This is a genomic window from Sorangium sp. So ce302, assembly GCF_051530145.1.
Classification (GTDB): domain Bacteria; phylum Myxococcota_A; class Polyangia; order Polyangiales; family Polyangiaceae; genus Sorangium; species Sorangium cellulosum_B.
Genome location: NZ_CP150326.1, coordinates 1,791,184 through 1,811,277 on the forward strand (window position 1 = coordinate 1,791,184; position 20,094 = coordinate 1,811,277).

A 20,094-nucleotide genomic window follows, 5' to 3' on the forward strand; every position below is an offset into this window, starting at 1 on the left:
CGCCGCTACCGCCAGCGTCGCCGCCAACTCCGCCGCTACCGCCAGCGTCGCCGCCTTCGCCGCCGACTCCGCCGCTACCGTCAGCGCCGCCGCCGCCTTCGCCGCTGGAGCTTGCCGCGCTCTCAGCCACACCAGCGCCAGCGCCCCCGGTACCGGCTCGCCCTGATCCGTCGCCGCTCGGCGCGTCATCGCACGCCAGTGCCACGGACGACAGCGCCGTCACGATCGACAGCCGTACAACGCTCCGCCACATCCCTCGCGTCATCATGGGGTTCGTCTCCCGCCCGTTCGATGCGGGACGACGCGCGTCCATTCAGCGGCCCAGCAGGCTATGAAGTGAAGGCGGCCCCTTCGATGCGGACGGCCTTCACTCGACAGCACGGGAGGCAGAGCAAGAGCGTACACAGGGAGACGGGGAAGCGAGAGATAGGATCCCCATCTCTCGTCTCCCCGCATCCTCGCCTCCCTGTGAATCTTTCCTTCTTCCTCTCCGCCCAACCCGATCGATTCATCCATGCATCGACGATGAGGCGGCCCTGAGGTCACCTCTCGCTGTCGAGCATCGCCATCATGGGCGCGGGGTAGCGGGCGCCGGCGATCTCCTCCGCGGGGACGGCGGCCTCGAGCTCGGCGAGGTCGGAGGGCGAAAGCGCGATCTCGAGGCCGGCGAGGGCATCCTCGAGCTGCTTCCGCGTGCGCGCGCCCATCGTCGGGATCACCGTGACGCCCTGCGCGGCGCCCTTGGCGCGGACCCAGGCGATCGCGAGCTGCACGGGGGTGACGCCGCGCCTCTCTGCGAGGCGAACGAAGGCGTCGACGAGGGCCTGGTTCTTCCGGGCGTTGTCGCCCGAGAAGCGCGGCAGGTGGGCCCGCATGTCGCCCGCGCCGGCCGGCTTGCTCCCGGCCAGCAGGCCGCGCGAGAGCACGCCGTACGCGGTGACCGCGACGCCGAGCTCGGCGAGCGCGGGGAAGATCGTCGCCTCGGGGCCGCGGCTCACGAGCGCATACTCGATCTGGAGGTCCACGATCGGGTGCACCTTCGCGGCGCGGCGGATCGTCTCCACGCCCACCTCGGAGAGGGCGATGTGGCGGACATAGCCCGCCTTCACCATGTCGGCGATGGCGCCGATCGTGTCCTCGATCGGGACCGCCGGGTCCAGGCGCGCGGGCCGGTAGATGTCGATGTAGTCGACGCCGAGGCGCGACAGGCTATGGGCGAGGAAGCTCTTCGTCGCCATCGGACGGGCGTCGAACCCGAGGAAGGCGCCGTCGGGCGCGCGCAGGCCGCCGTACTTCACGCTGAGCACGGCCTTGTCGCGCCGGTCCTTGATGGCCCGGCCGACGAGCATCTCGTTCTTGCCCATGCCGTAGAAGTCGCCGGTGTCGAGGAGGCTCACGCCCCGATCGAGCGCCGCGTGGATGGTCGCGATGCTCTCCGCCTCGTCGCTCTCGCCGTACCAGCTGCCCCCGCCCATGCTCATGCAGCCGAGGGCGAGGGGGAAGACGGAGGGGCCAGCTTTGCCGAGCTTGGTGGTGTTCGTCGTCGTCATGCCGTCACCCTAGGCGCTCGCGTTTCATTGCTCCAATGAATAGTATGTATTCTCGACATGCCTGATGTTTATGGGAGAAACCTCGACCTGAACCTGCTCCGCGTCTTCGCCGTCGTCGCCGAGGCGGGCAGCGTCACGGAGGCGGCGAGCCGGCTGTACCTGACGCAGCCGGCCGTGAGCGCCGCGCTCCGGCGCCTGACCGCGACGATCGGCGCGCCGCTCTTCGTGCGGAGCGGGCGCGGGGTCGCGCTGACGAGCCGCGGCGAACGGCTGCGCGCGTCGCTGAAGCCGCACCTCGGCGCCCTGATCGACGCCGCGCTGGCGCCGCCGACCTTCGACGCGAAGACGTGCGAGCGCACCCTCCGCCTCGGGCTCTCCGACACGGCCGAGGTGTGGCTGCTCCCGCCGCTCTTGCGCGCGCTCGAGCGCGAGGCGCCGCGCATGCGCGTCGTCGCCGTGCCCGTGCAGTTCCGCACCGTGGGCGCGGCGCTCGCCGGCGGCGTCGACGCGGCGATCACGGTCGCCGACGATCTGCCTTCGAACGTCCGCCGGCGGCCGCTCTTGAAGACCGGCTTCACCTGCCTGTACGACCCGCGCCACGCGCGCCTGCGCAAGCTGACGGAGGCCCAGTACTTCGCGCACGATCACGTCATCGTCTCGTACAACGGGGACCTGCGCGGCTTCGTGGAGGACCTGCTCGGCAAGACGCGGAGGATCCGGTGCTCCGTCGCGAGCTTCTCCAACCTGGGCGCGCTGATCGACGGCACGGCGATGCTGGCGACCGTGCCCGAGATCGTCGCCGACGACATCCGCGCCGTCAGGCCGCACCTCCGGACCAAGCCCCTGCCGTTCGAGGTCCAGCCCGGGTACATGGAGCTGCTGTGGCCCGCCGCCACGGACGACGACGAGGCGTGCAAGTTCGCGCGGGAGAAGATCGTCCAGATCGCGCGGCCGCTGAGCAAGAGATGACCTGCCTGCCGGCCCGTCAGCGCCCATCGACCCGGAGAGAGTTCCATGAAGGCACGAAGATCATCGATCTTTCTTCCGGCCTTCCCGCCTTCTGGATCCACCTGGAGCGCGGTCTGCCCCCGGTCCCTACGCCCCCGTCGCCCCGCGCGGCTGCCGCGCCGCGGCCGTCGCATAAGGCGGCTCGCGGCCGGCGCGCACGGCGGCGAGATCGGCGCGCATCGTCCTCGCGTCGGGATATCGCTCCTGCTTGAGGAAGGCGAGGGCGCGGTCGACCACGGCGCACAGGCCGGGCGGCGCCGTGGGGGCGTGCATCGCGAGGGGCGGCGCCTTCTCGGTGGCGACCGCGATGAGCAGGCGCGCGTCGTCCAGGTTGCCGTGGATCGTGCGGCCCGCGAGCAGCCGGAACATCGTCGCTCCAAGGCCGAAGAGGTCCGTCCGGCCGTCGATCTCGTGGATGAGGCCCAGGGCCTGCTCGGGCGCCATGTAATCGTCGGTGCCGATCGACACGCCCGTCTTGGTCTTCGTCATCTCCGGCACCCCGGCGACGTCCTCGAGCAGCGGGTCGAGGACGCGCGCGAGGCCGAAATCCAGCACCCGCACGCGCCCGTCGCTCCCGATGTGGAGGTTCTCGGGCTTGAGATCGCGGTGAACGACGCCGTGCTCGTGCGCCACGATCAGCACGTCGAGGACCCGCTCGCCGAGCGCGAGCACCTGCCCGACAGGGAGCGTCCCGTGCCGCGCCATGCGGTCGAACACGGTCTCTCCCTCGAGCACCTCCATGGCCATGTAGACAAGGCCGTCGTCGGTGGCCCCGGACTCCAGCACCTGGGGGAGCCCGTCGCAGAGCGGCGCCACGGCGGCCAGCGCGCTCCCGATCGGCCCCTCGCGCAAGAACCGCTTCCGCACCGCCTCGATCTCGGCGAGCTCGGCGTGCAGGACCTTGAGCGCCGCCACGCACCCGTCCGCCCGGCGGCAAAAGAAGACGCTCGCCATGCCGCCGACCCCGAGGACGCTCTCCACCGCCCAGGGGCCGATCCGCGTGCCGACGCGCTGCTCTGCCAGCTCCTCTTCGGTCACCATGGGGAGATGCTACCACCGGCGGCTGCCCGCCGGGCCTCGTCCCGCGCCAGCTTGAATTTCACTTCTCCCGGGAGGGTCCTGGCAGCGCCTGGACCGCTCGCCATAGCTGGGTCACCACGTCGGGATCCAGGCCGACGGTAGAGAGCTTCCCGAGGCACCCGGCGCAGATGTGACCGGCCTGGAGCTTGATAGCCACGTCGGCCTTCTGCTGGCAGAGGTCGAAGAGGCAGGCGAGGGTCTCGGTGTGCAACAGCTTCGCGGGCTCATAATCGGCGGAGAGGGCGTGCAGCCCGTAGAGGAGCAGCTCGTAGGCCACGAAGGACGCGGCTGGCAAGGAGATGAGCTGATCCAGGCCGGCCAGCGAGATCACCGCCGTCCGGTGTCCCGGATGCCAGTGCGAGAACCAGCGGTCCAGCAGGGGCTGCTCCACGAAGACCACCTTGAGGGCGCCGGGATCCAGCGAGTCCGCGTAGGTGGCCAGCTCGTCCTCGCCGCGCTGCGAGAGCGGACCGGCAGGGATCGAGGCCCCCTGGAACGACACGTCCACGTCGAAGGCCGGCGCGCCCTTCACACCGCCGAGCGCCTGGGATGCCGTCCGGAGCAGCGGGTCCAGCCGGGCAGCCGTGGGGACCCCGAGGACCCGAGGGCCCGGCCGGGCACGGCCGCGGCCGCCCATCTTCATGGCCATCATCGCGTCGTAATAATGGCTCTTCTTGCTCAGGGAGGACATCGGCCTGGAATAGGCATCTCGCTCGGCGTCGAGCCGGTCCGCCTCGGCCCGGATCTCGGGATCCCCGTCGGCGTAGCCTCGGAGCCGGTTGGCCGCGTCGGCCAGCGTGGACGCGGCTTCCTGCCACCGGCGATCGTCGTTGAGCCCCAGGGCCACCCGGCGAGCGCGGGCGGCGTCGAGCGCAGCCGCGGCCCGGAGCACCTCCGGATCCGCCGGCTGGGCGCGGACCTGCTCCTCCGCGACCCGAGGCCATGCCAGCGTCCAGGGCTCCTTCGACAGCGCGCCGTCCCGGTCCGTGAGCGCGACGTCGACCAGGTGCGTCTCGCCGATCGCGCCGGCGGGGAAGCGCAGCCGGAACATCGGGGCCAGCACCATCCCGCCCGGGAGCGAGCCGAGCGAGAAAGAGCAAGTCCCGCCGTCGCGGGCGCAGGGGTAGTCATTGAGCGACTCCACCTCGACGCCCTCGGGCGCGCGGATCAGGAGCGCGGCGTCGCGGGCGACCACGGAGAGCACCTCGCCGATCTCCCGGCCGACGAAGCCGGGGAGCTCGTCGGCGCGCGCAGCGAAATAGAAGTTGCCGCCGCCCTCCTCGGAGAGGCGGCCCAGGAGGAATTCATTGAAGCCCTCGCCCAGGCCAATGGTGCTGGTGGTCACCCGGCGCAGCCGCTGGGAGCGGGCATGGGAGGTCAGCTCGTCGGGCGAGGTGATCCCGTGGTTGGCCTGGCCGTCGGTGAGCAGGAGGACGCGGCCGATGGCATCCTCGGGCAGGTGCGCGCCCACCTCGGCGCAGCCGCGGAGCCAGCCGCCGCCCAGGTCGGTGTTGCCTCGCGCGGTCACCGTGTCGAGCGCGGCCTCGGCGCGGAGCCGCGCCCCGGGCGTGGCCTCGGTGGAGGGGATGGGCACCTCGACGTGGTGGTCGAAGGTGACCACGCTGAAGCGGTCGCCGGGCTGGAGGGTGCGGATGGCCTGGCGAGCAGCTTCCAGCGCGAGCCGGAGCTTCTCGCCGGACATGGAGCCGGAGCGGTCGATCACCAGCGAGAGGTGGACAGGCTTGCGGGCCTGGCTCCCCTCGGGCCGGGGTACCGTGATCTCCACCCGGAGCAGTCGCTCCGCGGGCTCGGCGGGGAGCCATGGTCGATCGGGGCGGGCGTTGAACATGGCACCATGGCACACCCCACCCCGGGCTGCCGTCAACGGGTCGATGGCTTCCGCAGGCCGGCAGATCGCCGCATCGCCGCGCGCCGAGCTTCACGCCAAGGAGACTCCCTCGATGCCCGCCATGCACTCGCTCCCGCCGGTTCATCGCCCTCTCGAGGACGCGCTCGCGCTCGGCCCCGCGCTGCTCGCGCGCGCCCGCTCCGCAGGGGAGGCGCCCTGGCTCGCCGCCAGCCTCGTCGAGGGGCCTGCCGTGGTGCTGGGCGCGGCCCAGCGCGCAGCGCGCGTGGTCGACCTCTCGGCCTGCGCCGCGCGCGGCGCGAAGGTCCTGCGGCGCGCCACGACGGGCACCGCCGCGTTCCTCGGCGGGCGCGGCGTCGTGTGGACCCTCGCGCTGCCGCACGCCGCCGCGCTCGCGCCCGACGCCACGGCCCGGACGCTCCTCAACCGCAACGTGCGCGGCTTTCTCAAGGGCTTCTCCCGCGCCGGCGCGCCCGCGCATTACTTCGGGCGCGAGTGGATCTCGCTGCAGCACCGCCCCGCCGCGCTGCTCGGCCTCGACGCCACGCCGGACGGCGCGGTCCTCATCGAGGTCTTCGCGGGCCTCGACGCGGCGCCCGCGATCCCCCCGGAGCTCGCGGCGCCGGACGAGCGCGTCATCGACCGCTGGCTGGGCAAGGTCCCGGCCGCGCTCTCCGAGGTCCTCCCGGCGCGCCTGTCGCTCGAGGCGCTCGCGCGCGCCGTCGTCGAGGGGGTCGCCCTCCGCGCCGCGCTCCCACTGATCGACGGCGGCGAGGCGCCCGAGCTCGCGGCCGAGCGCTTCCAGCCCGTGACCGCGCCCGACGATCCGGTGCCGCCGGGCGCCTCCGCCGCGGTGCTGGCGCGCGTGCCCATCGGCTGGATCGAGGCCGCGGCGCTCGCCGACATTCCGCACGTCCCGCACGTCCCGCTCGTTTCGCCGGCGCGCGCGTGGCTCGGCGGCGACGTGCTCACGGCGCGCTGGCTCCTCGACGCGCTCGGCCGGGGGGATGCGCCGGCGCGCGGCGAGGACGTCGACGCCGAGGCCTCGCCGCTGGAGGGGGCGACCCTCGCCGACCTGCGCGCGCTCGCGCGGCGCGCGCTCGCCCTCGGCCGCGCGCCCGGGGGCTGATCCGCCTCAGAGGGGCGCCTGGCAGGGCGCGAGCTGGCTCGCCAGGGACCCGAGCGCCGCGCTGGCCGCGCCCCCGGCGAGGAGGCCCGCCAGCGCAGGGCGCGGGCGAGGATCCGGATCGGGGACATGCCGCCCTCCGTCGAGGCGATAACGCCAGCGGGGACCCCGGGCGACGAGCTCGGCGATCGCGAGGAGGAACCGGTCGATGTCCGGCCCGCTGGTGCCGACGCCGAAGCTCGCCGGTGTGGAGCGAGCTGGGCCGCGTCCACGGCGAGCCGCGCGCCGTGGCGATGGGCGACCGCGGCGAGCTCCGGGAGCGGCCACAGCTCGCCCGTGACGTTGCTCGCCCCCGTCACGGCGAGCAGCCGATGGCGTGAGAGCACGCCGCGCAGCGCGCCGTCGGCCCGCGCGATCGCCTCGTGATCGACATACCACCTCACGAGTCCAGGGGACTCCGGGCGACCAGAGTCCGCGCTTGCCCGCCGCACATGCGGCCGGCCAGGTCGTCACCCGGGACACCCCACCGCGGATCGGAGGGTTGTCGGCCAGCGAGCCGGGGCTACGCGCTGGCGCTCATGACCTGCCGAACCCATTACCGCGATGGTTGCCTTGTGGCAAGGACCGGCTCGACCTCACAGCCGCCCGCTCGGCTGCGAACGCCGGTACGGCGGTTGCATTGTGAATCTCCGGGGCAATGCGATGCCGCACATGGCGGCTCCTGGACAGGGCCCTCACGGCCGACTCTGCCGCAGAGGCGGGGTGCGACCGTGAGCCGTCCGTCCTCCAGCGCACCCCGAGAGGACCCATGAAGACACCCGGACTCCTTCTCGCTCTCTTCCTCCTTTGCGCCTCCTGCAGCGCCTGCAGACCGGACGAGAGGCTCGCTCCGGTGGGCCACGGCGGCTCCGCGCCGGGCCACGCAGGCGCCGAGCCGGACGCCACCGAGGGCGGCGCCGGGGACGACCTGTTCGCCCGGCTCCCGGAGATCGCGCCGACGGCCACCGGGCGGCGGGGGGCGGCGGCGACGGTCGATCTCCGCGGGACGCTGGCCGCCATCGAGATCCTGAAGCGAGGGGGGAACGCCGCCGGGAACATCGTGTCCTATACCTGCACCATCGAGTTCGAGGGCGGCAATGGCATCGTCGTACCGGGGTACGGCTTCCTGCTGAACAACGAGCTCACGGACTTCAACATCCCGCCCGACCCGAGCTCGCCGCACCCAACGCCGTCGAGCCGGGCAAGCGGCCGCGCAGCAGCATGAGCCCCACGATCGTCCTCAAGGACGGCAAGCCCGTGCTCGCGCTCGGCTCGCCAGGCGGGTCCACCATCATCACCACGGTGCTGCAGATCCTCGTCGGCCAGTTCGATCTGGCCCTCCCCATCGACAGGGCGCTCGCGGCGCCGCGCCTGTCGCAGCGCAACTCGGGCGACGGCGCCACCGACGCGGAGACGGCGTTCCTGAGCGCCCCGGAGGCCGAGGGGCTCGCGTCCCTGGGCCACGTCCTCTCCGACGCGGGCACGATGGGAGGCGAGATCGGCGCGGCCACCGCCCTGCGCTTCGACGGCGATGGGACCGTGACCGCGGTCGCCGAGCCGGTCCGGCGCCACGGCGGGAGCGCGATGGTCGAGCAGGAGCGGTGAGCGCGGCGCGCGCGCCCCTCGGGGCCCGGACCCGACGGCTGCCCCGAGCACCCCGGAGGCGGGGCGCTCAGGGCGCCGGAAGCCAGGCGCTGCGCCAGCGCGGTGAACCAGCCCTCGAGGTGCCACCTCCGCGCGATCCGGTCGGGCGAGGCCCGTGGCGCGATCCTGGTGTTGGTGGGGCAGCAGTCGGTAAGTAACCGTGATGCTTCAGCAGCAACGGCATCGTGACCCGCGAGCGAGCGCCAGCGTTGATGCCGTCCACGCGCAATCGATGATCGGCTGCTCTGGCAGCTGTGCCAGTCGAGCTACCACGCTCCCGCGGTCGAGCTCGGCCTGTTCTGCCTTCCCGAGGGCGCCGCCCTCGACCCTCAGGCACCCTCGCGGAGCGCCGAGCGATGGATTCGAGGGTGCGGTCCGACAACGGATCTCGCCGGACCGCACCGTCCATGGGTCGCGGGCGGCGCTCACGCCCTCCAGGCGTCCTTGTGGCTCGACATCCGAACGCACCCGCGCGTCGCTCCTTCAGGCTTGCTGTGCGTTGTTGCGGCGCACATCCTTTGCTTCCCTGCTACCTGTCTCCCTACCGCCTCCCTTCCAGCTGCCTTCGACCTCCATGAGCTCCCGGTCGCGGAGCTCGCGCGCCTGGTCCGCGCGCGATCGCTGTCGCTGCGGGGATGGCGCCTCCACTCGAGGCCGCGTGCTCTGGCTGCAGGCCTACCAGCGCCTGCCCGCCCGCATGCCGCCAGTGCCGTGGTCGCGAACCTCATGGAGAGGATCCGGGCGAGCCGGTAAATCATCGCGACCGACAGGGACCAGATGCGTGCCTGTTGCAAATTTCTATTGGAGGTTCCGCCTGCTCTCGTGGTAGGGTGATCCTGCTCGGGGGAGACGCCCTGCTGGCAGGTGGCTGGCAGGTGGCTGGCAGGTGGAAGAGGGGGAGTCGTGCTCATGCGCGATGGCACAGCCGCGCCATGTCCGCTGAATCGGATCGAGGGGGGCAACGATGCCGCGGAAGAAAATCCTGCTGGTCGACGATTTTCAGACCCTCCTGCGTATCGAGCAGATGGCGCTGAGCAAGCACTAGAGATCGTCTTCCGGACGAGCGACGGCGCCATCTCGATCCGGCCTCTGTGAGCCGCATGGACAGCGATCGCGACGAGCTGCTCCAGACGTTCACGCCAGAGGCGCACGAGCTCCTCGACGAGATCGAGCGCGCGCTGCTGCAACTCGAGACCGGCCGCGACGCTCACGAGGTCCTCCAGCGCGTCTTCCGCGCCACCCATACGCTCAAGGGGAGCGCCGGCTCGATAGGCCTCGGCGGCTTGAGCGATCTCGGGCACGCCGCCGAGGACATCATCGAGTCGCTCTGCCGCGGCGAGCTCCCGCTCTCGACGCCCGTGGTCTCGCTGCTGCTCGAGACGGTGGACGCAGCCCGCCGGCTCGTTGCCGAGGTCGAGCGGGGGCAGGCCGAGCGCAGCACCTCGTACAGAGGGGTCGTCGCGCGCCTGGAGGAAGCGCGGCGCGGAGGGCTGAAGGCGGAGGAGGACGCGGGGGCGACGAGCGCGCGCCGCGCGACCGAGGACGACGCGGAGGGAGCGACCGGCATCAAGAGCATCCGTGTCGCCGTCGAGAAGCTGGATTGCATGGCGGATCTCATCGGAGAGCTCACCCTCGGCCGGAACAGGATCGCCCGGACGCTCCGCGCGGTGCGCGGCGACGCCGGCGCTGCGCTGCGCGACGAGATGGAGGAGCAAGATCGGCTCTGCAAGGAGCTGGAGGAGGCGGTGCGCGCCGCGCGCATGGTGCCGGTCGGCCCCTGGTTCCGGCACTACGAGCGCACGGTGCGCGATCTCGCCCACGCGCACGGCAGGCAGGCGCGCCTTCTCGTCGTGCACGGCGACGTCGAGGTGGACACGGCCGTGGTCGAGCGGTTCCGGGACGCCCTGACGCACATCCTGCGCAACGCGATCTGTCACGGCATCGAGCCGCCCGAGGCGCGGCGCGCCGCGGGCAAGGACCCCTGCGGCACGATCACCCTTCACGCCGCGCACGAGCGGGGCGGCATCGCGCTCCGGATCTCCGACGACGGCGCCGGGATGAGCCGCGAGCGCATCGCCGCCCGCGTCTGCGCGCTGGGGAGGCACCCGGAGCCCGAGGCGCTCCCCGATCATGAGCTCTTCAGCCTCGTGTTCGAGCCCGGGTTCTCCACGGCGGCGGAGTCGTCCCACCTGGCGGGGCGCGGCATGGGCATGGATGTCGTGCGGCGCAGCGTGGAGTCGATCCAGGGCACGATCCGGATCGAGAGCCGCGAAGGGCACGGCACGTCGCTGTCGATCCAGCTCCCGCTCACCCTGGCCACCATCGAGGGGCTCTCCGTCGGGATCGGCGGCGAGCGGTACGTGATCCCGCTCCGCGCGGTGCTCGCCTGCTGCGATCTGCCCCGCGGCGCGCTCGCGCACGGCGGCGCCCAGGGGCTCATGATCCGGCGCGGACGCGCGCTGCCGTGCGTCCGCCTCCGGGCGCTCTTCGGGCTCGGCGGATCTCCCCCGCCGGACGAGCGCGTCGTCATCGTCGCGCACGACGGCTCCGAGGCCGGCCTCGTGGTCGACCTCCTCGACGGCGAGGGGCGCACGGTGGTCAAGCCGCTCGGCCAGCTGTTTCGCCGCGTCCGGGGCATCTCCGGCTCGACCATCCTCGGCGACGGCAGCGTGGCGATGATCCTCGACGTCGACGCGTTGCTCGGCGGCGTCCTCGGGGACCTCGGCCCGGTCGAGGCCCCCGACGAGCGCAGGGCAGCGCCAGCGGCCGCCGGAGGCAGCCCAGGATGAGCCGGCGCCCCGGCGCGCAGGGCGCCCGTTTGCCATCTCTCTCCATGGAGGCGTCATGATCTCCGACGCGTCGAGCCCCGTGTCGCAATATATCTCCTTCATCATCGCGGGGGACGAGTACGCGGTGAACATCCTCCGGGCGCGGGAGATCGTCGAGCACAGCGTCACATCGCGGGTCCCGATGATGCCAGCGTGCATCGTCGGCGCCATGAACCTCCGGGGCCGCGTCGTGCCGGTCATCGATCTCGCGGTCAAGCTCGGGCTGCCGCCGACGAGGGTGAGCCGGTGGACGTGCGTCCTCATCGTCGAGACCGAGCTCGACGGCGAGAACACCCGCCTCGGCCTGCTCATCGACGGTGTGGGCGATGTGCTCACGCTCTCCGAGGGCGAGATCGAGCACGCGCCGGCCTTTGGCGCGCAGGTGCGCGTGGATCAGCTGCTCGGGATGGCGAAGGTGGGCCAGAAGCTCGTGCTGCTGCTCAACATCGACCGCATCCTCTCGCCGGCGGAGCTCATGGCCTCGACGACGCCCGGCCCCTCGGCCCCCGGGGCCCCGCCGGCGCTCCCGGGCGGCCACGGTGCGCCGGCCGGCGAAGGGGACAGGCCATGATCTCGCTCGCCGAGCTGGGCCCGCGCGCCCTCAGCGACGAGGAGTTCGCGCTGTTCCAGAGGCTCGTCAAGAGCGCCTCGGGCATCGCGCTCGGCCCGCAGAAGAAGCCGCTCCTGATCTGCCGCCTCGGGCCCCGGCTCCGCGCGCTCGGGCTCCGCAGCTTCGGCGAGTACTACCGCCGCGTGACCGCGCCGGGCGGCGAGGGCGAGCTCGTGCACATGCTCGACTGCATCTGCACGAACGAGACCCATTTCTTCCGGGAGCGCGATCAGTTCGAGCTCCTCGAGCGCGAGATCCTCCCGGCGTGGCACGACAGCGCAGGCCACGGAGCGTCCTTCGCGCGCGGCCGCCGCCCGCTGCGCGCCTGGAGCGCGGCCTGCTCGACCGGGGAAGAGCCCTACTCGATAGCGATGTCGTTGCTCGACACCCTGCCCTCCCGGGATCGCAGCGACGCGGCGGGACAGGCGCCGCCACGGGCCGCCGCCGCGTCGACCGGCGCTCCGGGGATCTGCATCCTCGCGACGGACCTGTCCGTCCGCGCGCTCGACCAGGCGCAACGCGCGGTGTGGCCGATCGAGCGGGCCTCGGAGATCCCGGAGGAGCGCCTGCGCAGCTACATGCTCCGCGGGACGGGCGCGAGCGCGGGCCTCATGAAGGCCCGGCCGGAGCTGCGCAGGCTCATCACCTTCCGGCGCTTCAACCTGCTCGACGCGGCACCCAGGCGATTCGGCCTGTTCGATCTGATCTTCTGCCGGAACGTCCTCATCTACTTCGACGCCGCGACGAAGGCGTCGATCGTGGCGAGGCTCATCGCCAGCCTCGCGCCTTCAGGGTACCTGTTCCTCGGACACGCCGAGGGCCTCCACGGGACGGACCACCGCGTGCGGTGCGTCGCGCCATCCGTTTATCGGCTCCCGCCCCCGGCGGGGCTCGCAGGAAGCCGCACCACATCTAGCCCGGAGCATGCATCATGCTTGCGCATATCGGAGTAGGCCGGAAGCTCTACCTCGGCTTCGCCGCCATGGTCGTCATCGTCCTCGGACTGGCGGGCACGTCCTACATGAGGTTCGCGGAGCTCGACGAGGCCCGCTCGTGGGACCAGCACACCTACGAGGTGATGCTCACGACGAGAGAGATCATGGCGTCGCTGCTCGACACCGAGACAGGAGAGCGCGGCTTCGTCATCACCGGGGTGGAATCGTTCCTGGAGCCGTACCGCAGCGGGCGAGACCGGTTCGAGCAAAGCCTGAGCCGTGCCCGGGAGCTCACCAGGGACAACCCGCGCCAGCAGACGCGCCTCGAGAAGATCGACAAGCTCCACGACGAGTGGCTCTCCTCCGTGCTGGAGCCGATCATCCAGCAGCGCCGCAGCGCGGACGAGGCGAGGGGGCCGGCGGATCGCGCCGTCGAGGAGATCAAGCAGGGGCGCGGGAAGGGCCTCATGGACCAGATGCGCGCGGCGCTCAAGGAGATCGACGACGAGGAGGTCGCCCTCCTCGCCCAGCGGCAGGCGGCGACGAACGCGCTCGTCAAGACGATGTACGTGACGCTGCAGATAGGAGGTCTGCTCGCGATCGTCGTCGCCGCCGTGCTCGCCGTCGTCTTCAGCAGGATGATCCTCTTGCCGCTCACCCAGGCGGTGTCGATCCACCAGCGCATCGCCGGGGGCGACTTCACGGGCCACGTCACGGTGAAGAGCTCCGACGAGTTCGGCCAGATGCTCGGCGCCGTGAAGGCCATGTCGGAGCGCCTGGCGGGCCTCATCGGCGAGGTCCGGAGCGGCGCGGTCTCGGTCTCCTCGGTCTCGGTGCAGCTCTCGGCGACGGCGCAGAGCCTGTCGCAGGGCACCAGCGAGCAGGCGGCGTCCGTGGAGGAGACGATGACCAGCCTGCAGCAGCTGAGCGGCACGATCGCGAAGAACGCCGCCAACTGCAAGCAGGTCGAGGAGACGGCGCACCGGAGGACGAGGGACGCGGAGCAGAGCGGTCAGGCGGTCCGGGAGACGGTCGAGGCGATGAAGGCGATCACCCAGCGGATCGTGATCATCGAGGAGATCGCGTACCAGACGAACCTGCTCGCCTTGAACGCCGCGATCGAGGCGGCTCGCGCGGGCGAGCACGGCAAGGGCTTCGCCGTGGTCGCCACGGAGGTGCGGCGGCTGGCCGAGCGAAGCCGGGATTCGGCGAAGGAGATCGGCTCGTTCGCCGCGTCGAGCATCGTCGTCGCGGAGCGCTCGGGACAGCTCATCGCGGAGCTCGTCCCGTCGATCCGGGAGACCGCGGAGCTGGTGCAGGGCGTCGCCGTGGCGTCCAAGGAGCAGTCGAACGGCGTGGCCCAGATCAGCGGGGCGGTGGAGCTGATAGAGCAGGCCACGCAGCGCAACGCGGCGATCTCCGAGGAGCTCGCCAGCACGGCGGCCGAGCTCTCGGCGCAGGCAGAGCAGCTCCAGAACGTGATGGCGTCGTTCCGCCTCGCGCAGGAGAGCGACGGCGACCCGGGCCAGAGGCCAGCGGCGCCGGGGCGTTTACCGGACCGCCGCGGCGGCAAGGCGCTGTGGAGGCCGCCGCAGAAGGGCCCCCCGAGCGGCGGCGCATCGAGCAACGGGCGCGCGCCGCGCGCCGCAGGCGATCAGGACTTCGTCCCGTTCTAGAGCGACGGTCGCCCGCTTCGGATACGGGCCCACCTCGACGTTCTCGGTGCTCAGCGCACCTTCGTACGCTTGCGCGCCGAAAACGCCGATCTGGGCCCGTCTCCTGCGCGGGAGACCGCCGCTCTGCTCCTCGAAAAAGTGACGCTGTATCAGGAGCTTATCGATGCATCGAGGAGGCCGCGTTCACTCCGCAGCCTGCGGGCGTTACAGCGCGCAAAGCCGCAGAACCCGCGAGCGGGCTCAAGCCTCCTCTTCGATCACGTCCTGCGCTTCCTTCTTCATCGGCTTGTACTTGAAGATCGCGCGAATGATGCCGTGATCGTTGGTGCCGTCGGCCTTGTGATCCTCGAAGTTCAAATGATCATTATTCACCGTCATGCCGTCGAACATCCATAAACGTTTGCGGCTGTTGTCGTAAAACTCCTGGCTCACCAGGATGTGATCGAGCGATTCGCGTATGTCCTGATGGACATGCGTGTAGTAGACGTCCCTTGTGTCGCGATACTCCTGCAAGGTCTGCGCGGTATAGAGTGCGGTGTCCCCACCTCCAGCCGAATCGCCTACCAGGTACTTCGGTTGGCCGGTCAACACGTTGGCAGTGTTGCTCTGCTGCCCATCGTTGATATCGCCGATCACGATGACGGGTGTATTGTTGCCCTTCATCTGTTCTGTCAAAAGGAAGCGAAGCGCTGCCGCCTCCGCCGTTCGACGGATCGTCGAAAGCGCCGACCCGAGCCCGGCCGAGTGCTTTGAATATGCAGTCCTGTCTGCCTTGAACCAGGCTTCGTTGAATACTTTCGTCGGCGCCTTGGATTTGAAGTGGCATACGTAGGCATGAATCGCAGGGTCGTTTTCGCGTGGTTTTATCGTGAAGTGGAGGACCGGTCTGGAGAAGCCGCTGATGCCCACGTTGATGTCCGGCGTTTGCGGATCGTCGCCGCTGGATTGCAGAACGAATTTTCTGGGGAAATGCTCTATCCAGCTCGGCTGGCCTTCCAGGAGTCCCTTGCGTACGATGGCGGCACAGACGATCTTCGTTCCCGTAGCCTCTGCCGGCGTCAGCACATCGTAATTTTCCGTCATGCCCGCGGTCTGCAAGCATTTGTTCAAGGAATCGCGGTGCCATAATTCCTGGAACCCGCAAACGTCGGGTTTCAGTATTTTTAGCTGCCGGGCGACCCATTTGAGCTTGAGATTGTATTGATCCTGGGTCCAGCCCTCCGGGTCCGAGTACATCGGTAATCCGGGTTCGTTGAGGTTGAAGAGATTGAAGGTTGCAATGCTCAGCTCTCTCAAATTCATGGTCGTCTTATTTCCTCCAGGGATTGCCGCTCACGTATGAACGACGAATCCGACGAATCGTGGGTTCGCCGTCCTGTGACGCTTCCTCCGCGTCGCTGCTCCAATGCGCGATGCGCCGCAGGTGCAGCGTCGGTCGATTTACCATTGAGCGCCACAGGAGCCAGGAAATCCAAACGCGATCCGAATGTCAATCTCCTCGTCGTGGCCATCCCACCATACAGCCACGCTGTACGCGCTGGTTGACGTAGAGAACCGCATCCCTCCTGAAAGCGAGCTCGATGACGCGGAGCGGGCGGAGTAAGCGCTCCAGGTAGCCGCGCATGTCCGCATCGTCGTCGGCGACGATGCGCGTCCTCGCGCCCTCGGAGGTTTCACCGACCGGCGCTTGCATCGCGACGTCCGCGGCTTACTTCGAGGCCGCGACTCCGGCGAGGATCAGGTCGATCCCGGCGAGGAACTCTTTGCGGTCGTCGTGGTCGGCGAGGTGGGCGGCGACGTTTCGGGTGAACGGGTACTCACGGGCGTCGAGCTCGCGCCAGCGCGCCGCCGCCGCCTCGAGGAAGTCGACGCGGTTCGTCGACGGCGCGAGCTCGCGGCGCGCGAACTGGCTCGCCGTGGCGTTCTGGACGCTCACCCCGATGACGTAGCTGAGCAGCGTCGACGCCGCGGTGAACTGGGCGCTCCCGCGGACGCCCAGCGCCTCGACCTGGCGGCCGAGGCGCTCGTAGATCCGCAGCATCGCCGTCTCCCTCGGAGCGCGTGAGAGCTGCGCACCCACCCACGGGTGCGCCTCGATCGCGTCGAACACGCCGAGCGCGACGCGATGGATCGCCTCGCGCGGCCGGGTCGAGCCGCGCACTTCGCCCATCGTGCGCGCGACCACGGCGTCGGTCGCGGCGGCGAGGAGCTCGCTCCTGTTCGTGACGTGCCAGTAGATTGCGCCCGGGCCCGTCGAAAGGCTCGTCGCGAGCGCGCGGAACGTCAGCCCATCCTCACCGTCCGCGTCCAGCAGCGCGATCGCCGCTTCGACGATCCGCTCGCGCGAGAGCGCATCCTCGCGGCGTTTCTCGCGCTCCGGCCCTCGCGCCGCCTTCTTCGCCACGGCTCCATCTTGACAGTTCTGGAGCGGCGTTCCAGGTAATTAGTGGAACGATGTTCCAGGCTGAAGACCGAGAGGAATCAAGATGACTTCCATCACCATCATCGGCGCCGGACCGGGCGGGCTCACCCTCGCGCGCGTCCTCCACGTCCACGGGATCCGGGCGACCGTGTACGAGGCGGACGCCTCCGCCGAGGCGCGCACCCAGGGCGGGATGCTCGACATCCACGACTACAACGGCCAGCTCGCGCTCGAGGCCGCCGGCCTCTCCGACGAGTTCCGCGGCATCGTCCACGAAGGCGGTGAGGCGATGCGCCTGGTCGATCCGCGGGGCACGGTCCTCCTCGACCAGCCGGACGACGGCTCCGGCGTTCGCCCCGAGGTGCTCCGCGGCGACCTCCGGCGCATCCTCCTCGACTCACTCCCGCCTGACACCGTGCGATGGGGCCGCAAGCTCACGGGCCTGCGCGCGCTCGGCGACGGAAAGCACGAGCTCACCTTCGCGGACGGGTCGACCGTGACCACCGGCCTCGTCGTCGGCGCCGACGGCGCGTGGTCGAGGATTCGGCCGCTCCTCTCCGACGCGAAGCCCGAATACGTCGGCACCACCTACATCGAGACGTACCTGCTCGACGCCGACGCGCGGCATTCCGCCAGCGCCAAGCTCGTCGGCGGGGGCGCGTTCTACGCGCTCACGCCCGGCAAAGGCATCATCACGCACCGCGAAACGAACGGCGTCCTCCACACCTACGTCGCGCTCACGAGGCCAAAGGCGTGGATCGAGGACATCGACTTCACCGACCCGGAGACGGCGCGGGCGCGCGTCGCCGCGGAGTTCGACGGCTGGGCCCCGGCCCTGACCGCGCTCATCACCGACGGCGAGACCGATCCGGTCCCGCGCATGATCCACAAGCTCCCCGCCGGGCATCGCTGGGATCGCGTGCCCGGCGTGACGCTCCTCGGCGACGCCGCGCACCTGAGCCCGCCCGACGGGGAAGGCGCAAACCTCGCGATGGTCGACGGCGCGGAGCTCGGCAAGGCCATCGCCGCGCACCCGAATGACCTCGAAGCCGCGCTCGCCGAGTACGAAGAAGCGATGTTCGTTCGTGGAGCGAAGGCCGCCCCCGAAGCCGCGGCGACCTTCGAGCTTTGCTTCGGCGAAACCGCCCCGCACGGCCTCATCGCATTGCTGTCGGGCGGGGAGGCGCGGTCGAGCGGCTAAGATGTGCGCCTGCCGTCGAAGCGCTGTCATGTGTCTCTGAGATTTGCCGAAATTAGACGCTCGTGTCGTGAGGCTCCGCAGTCAACCATCTCCGGTCGGTGAAACGTCCATCGATCAGGTTGAGCTCCTCCACCGCTTGCTCGCGGTCCAGGCACGTCCCGAGCTCCTCGGGCCACTCGAAGCAGCGGATGTCGTCCCGGCCGAGCCAGTCGCAGCCCGGCGCTGCGATGAGGAGCGCAGCTGCGGTCGACGGGCCGGCGCGCGCCCGCCGCGTCCACCCTCACCGGGGCGCGTCGCGCTTCCTGAACCACTTGGAGAGGTAGCGCTCTTCGAGGTCGATGAAGGCTTCGCGCATCATGGCCTCGTAGACGATGGCCTCGAGGACCCCAGGGCGCGGGGCGGGGGCCTGCTTTTGAATGAGCCCGGCCGGGACCTTCCGCGAGATCTTGTAGCTCGTGAGCAGCGGCTCCGCGTCTCCGGGCAAGATGAACTCCGTCTTGAAGAAGAACTTGAGCCCCATGATGATGAGCTGCGGCTTCTTGCTGGCGTGGGCGATCCCGGACGACTCGACGCGATAGCTCACCACGAGGGAGGGGGAGGTCACGGTGAGCTGCTCCTCGGCGGCGCCCTCGAGCGGCGGGCCCGGCTCGAAGGTGACGAACTCCGGCTCGAACCCCCGCGCGAGCCCCTCCACCAGGGCCGCCGCGGTCCGCTTCTCCTGGGGATCGAGGCGGGTCGCATCCACGTAGCGGCTCGGCAGGGACGCGGCGCCGCTGAACATCGGGATCTTCCTGACGATCTCGTCGGCGCGCTCCAGGTCCTGCGACGGAAGCCGCCGGAAGCGGACCTGGACGGCCGGGCCGCGGAGGCCCTGCGGCGTGCTCCTGGGCCCCACGCGCTCCGCGTAGGCGAGGAGCCGCCGCACGAAGCCCGCGTCCTGCTCGCTCCCTTCGGGCATCTCGCTCTTGTACCGGTCGAGCGCGCGCGCATAGAGCGCGTGCCTGGCGTCGTTGAACGCCTTGTCCAGGCCGTGCTTCGGGTAGCGCTCCGCGAACGCCAGCAGCGCCGCGAGCGTACCCACCTCCCGCGCCCGCTCGAGCTCCGCGGCGAGCGCGGCGCGGCGGGCCGCGGCGACCTCGGCCTGGATGCCCGTCCTGGGGTAGGCGCGGAGGAAGTCGTCGATGGCCTCGACCGAGCCTTTCGCCACCGCGAGGCGCAGCTCGGCCCGCGGCAGCAGCACCTGCGAGACGACCTCCGCGTGGCCGCGGCCGCGCGCGACGTAGCTCTGGTACGCGGCCACGTCGTCGCGCTCCCGCGCCGCGGCGTACATCCGAGCGTCGCTCATCCGGTTGCGGAGGAAGAAGAGCCCAAGGCCGAGGGCCACGCCGACCGCGGCCGCGAGGAGCCATGCATAGCTCTGCCACCCCGGGACCTCGCGCGAGAGCGGGATCGGCGACGCGAACGGGCTCTCGATGGCAGGCGGCTCGAAGGGATCGAGCCGGCGCAGCTCCGCGGCGTCGGGCTTCGCCTTCATGCGGCTGCACGCCGCTTCGACCTCCCGGATCACGTCGTCCGAGCGCGACGGGTCCTCGAGGGGAAAGGCGTGCTGCGTGCCGCCGAACGTGAGGACCACGGCGCCCCGAGGGCCCGCCGAGACGCGCGAGAGCTCCGCGAGCGAGAAGACCCGGAGCCTGTGGTCGCGCGCGTCGACCAGGTTCGCGGGGAAGACGAACAGGCCGGGCGCGAACGGCAGCGTGATGAGGTCGGCGTTGTAGGCGAGCGCCCGGAGCACGCCGATGACGGTGATCGCGGCGAGCAGCACGTACGCGGCGGCCGCCGACGTCGGGTGGAGCGCGAGAACGCTGTTGACGTCGCCCAGGCCGGCCGCACAGAGCGCCGCCAGCAGGAGGCCCGAGGCGGCGCTGACCGTGAGCCAAGCCACGATGGTGCGCCGAGTCCCGAACCGGCTGACGATCGGCGCCGGCGCGAACCGCCCGCGGAACGCCTCGATCACGCCGTCCTGGATGGTACGCGGAAGCTTGTAGAAATTGATCTCGTTCATCGCGCTGCTCCCACTCGGCGCCGGAGCGCGGCGCCCTTCCACGCCT

13 protein-coding genes, 2 pseudogenes and 1 riboswitch are annotated in these 20,094 nt (G+C 70.8%); of the genes and pseudogenes, 8 read left to right on the forward strand and 7 right to left on the reverse strand.

Annotation, left to right across the window (positions count from 1 at the left end; translation table 11 throughout):
* Positions 1-542 precede the first annotated feature (542 nt).
* Complete coding sequence (locus WME73_RS06890) at positions 543-1,550, reverse strand: aldo/keto reductase (protein WP_437915160.1); 1,008 nt, start codon at positions 1,548-1,550, stop codon at positions 543-545.
* A 57-nt stretch (positions 1,551-1,607) separates the two neighbouring features.
* On the opposite strand from WME73_RS06890, the gene WME73_RS06895 reads away from it, so the two are divergent.
* Entirely contained in the window at positions 1,608-2,519 is a 912-nt protein-coding gene (locus WME73_RS06895) for a LysR family transcriptional regulator (RefSeq protein WP_437915161.1), read from the forward strand.
* Positions 2,520-2,645: 126 nt separating this feature from the next.
* On the opposite strand, the gene WME73_RS06900 is transcribed toward WME73_RS06895, so the two are convergent.
* Entirely contained in the window at positions 2,646-3,599 is a 954-nt protein-coding gene (locus WME73_RS06900) for a serine/threonine-protein kinase (RefSeq protein ID WP_437744689.1), read from the reverse strand.
* A gap of 58 nt (positions 3,600-3,657) precedes the next feature.
* Positions 3,658-5,487, reverse strand: coding sequence for a vWA domain-containing protein (locus tag WME73_RS06905; RefSeq protein WP_437915162.1), 1,830 nt, complete (start codon positions 5,485-5,487; stop codon positions 3,658-3,660).
* Positions 5,488-5,599: 112 nt separating this feature from the next.
* Here WME73_RS06905 and WME73_RS06910 point away from each other — a divergent pair, with 112 nt between their 5' ends.
* Positions 5,600-6,634 (forward strand): lipoyl protein ligase domain-containing protein, encoded by a 1,035-nt coding sequence (locus WME73_RS06910; protein ID WP_437915163.1) that lies wholly within the window; start codon positions 5,600-5,602, stop codon positions 6,632-6,634.
* Between the two features lie 230 nt (positions 6,635-6,864).
* Here WME73_RS06910 and WME73_RS06915 read toward each other — a convergent pair.
* A pseudogene (locus WME73_RS06915) lies at positions 6,865-7,008 on the reverse strand (aminotransferase class V-fold PLP-dependent enzyme); the annotation flags it as partial.
* 92 nt (positions 7,009-7,100) lie between these two features.
* Positions 7,101-7,215: riboswitch (SAM riboswitch) on the reverse strand.
* 224 nt (positions 7,216-7,439) lie between these two features.
* On the opposite strand from WME73_RS06915, the pseudogene WME73_RS06920 reads away from it, so the two are divergent.
* The 5 genes and pseudogenes from WME73_RS06920 to WME73_RS06940 all read left to right on the forward strand — a co-directional run bounded on the left by WME73_RS06920 (position 7,440) and on the right by WME73_RS06940 (position 14,363).
* Positions 7,440-8,275, forward strand: a pseudogene (locus WME73_RS06920) (gamma-glutamyltransferase).
* A 1,139-nt stretch (positions 8,276-9,414) separates the two neighbouring features.
* The gene (locus tag WME73_RS06925) at positions 9,415-11,103 is read left to right on the forward strand and encodes a chemotaxis protein CheA (RefSeq protein ID WP_437915164.1); all 1,689 of its coding nucleotides are present in this window, start codon (positions 9,415-9,417) and stop codon (positions 11,101-11,103) included.
* A 55-nt stretch (positions 11,104-11,158) separates the two neighbouring features.
* Positions 11,159-11,713: a chemotaxis protein CheW gene (locus WME73_RS06930; RefSeq protein ID WP_437744693.1), complete on the forward strand. Its 555-nt coding sequence runs from the start codon at positions 11,159-11,161 to the stop codon at positions 11,711-11,713.
* Positions 11,710-12,705: a CheR family methyltransferase gene (locus WME73_RS06935; protein ID WP_437915165.1), complete on the forward strand. Its 996-nt coding sequence runs from the start codon at positions 11,710-11,712 to the stop codon at positions 12,703-12,705. Before WME73_RS06930 ends, WME73_RS06935 begins: the two co-directional genes overlap by 4 nt.
* The gene (locus tag WME73_RS06940) at positions 12,684-14,363 is read left to right on the forward strand and encodes a methyl-accepting chemotaxis protein (protein ID WP_437915166.1); all 1,680 of its coding nucleotides are present in this window, start codon (positions 12,684-12,686) and stop codon (positions 14,361-14,363) included. The genes WME73_RS06935 and WME73_RS06940 overlap by 22 nt, the downstream gene beginning before the upstream one ends.
* A gap of 240 nt (positions 14,364-14,603) precedes the next feature.
* Here the strand turns inward: WME73_RS06940 and WME73_RS06945 are convergent, their stop codons facing one another.
* Entirely contained in the window at positions 14,604-15,665 is a 1,062-nt protein-coding gene (locus WME73_RS06945; protein WP_437915167.1) for an endonuclease/exonuclease/phosphatase family protein, read from the reverse strand.
* A 406-nt stretch (positions 15,666-16,071) separates the two neighbouring features.
* Positions 16,072-16,767 (reverse strand): TetR/AcrR family transcriptional regulator, encoded by a 696-nt coding sequence (locus WME73_RS06950; RefSeq protein WP_437915168.1) that lies wholly within the window; start codon positions 16,765-16,767, stop codon positions 16,072-16,074.
* A gap of 82 nt (positions 16,768-16,849) precedes the next feature.
* On the opposite strand from WME73_RS06950, the gene WME73_RS06955 reads away from it, so the two are divergent.
* Positions 16,850-17,986, forward strand: a complete 1,137-nt coding sequence (locus WME73_RS06955) for an FAD-dependent oxidoreductase (protein WP_437915169.1) — start codon at positions 16,850-16,852, stop codon at positions 17,984-17,986.
* A 280-nt stretch (positions 17,987-18,266) separates the two neighbouring features.
* Here the strand turns inward: WME73_RS06955 and WME73_RS06960 are convergent, their stop codons facing one another.
* Positions 18,267-20,048, reverse strand: coding sequence for a hypothetical protein (locus tag WME73_RS06960; protein ID WP_437915170.1), 1,782 nt, complete (start codon positions 20,046-20,048; stop codon positions 18,267-18,269).
* Between the last annotated feature and the right edge of the window lie 46 nt (positions 20,049-20,094).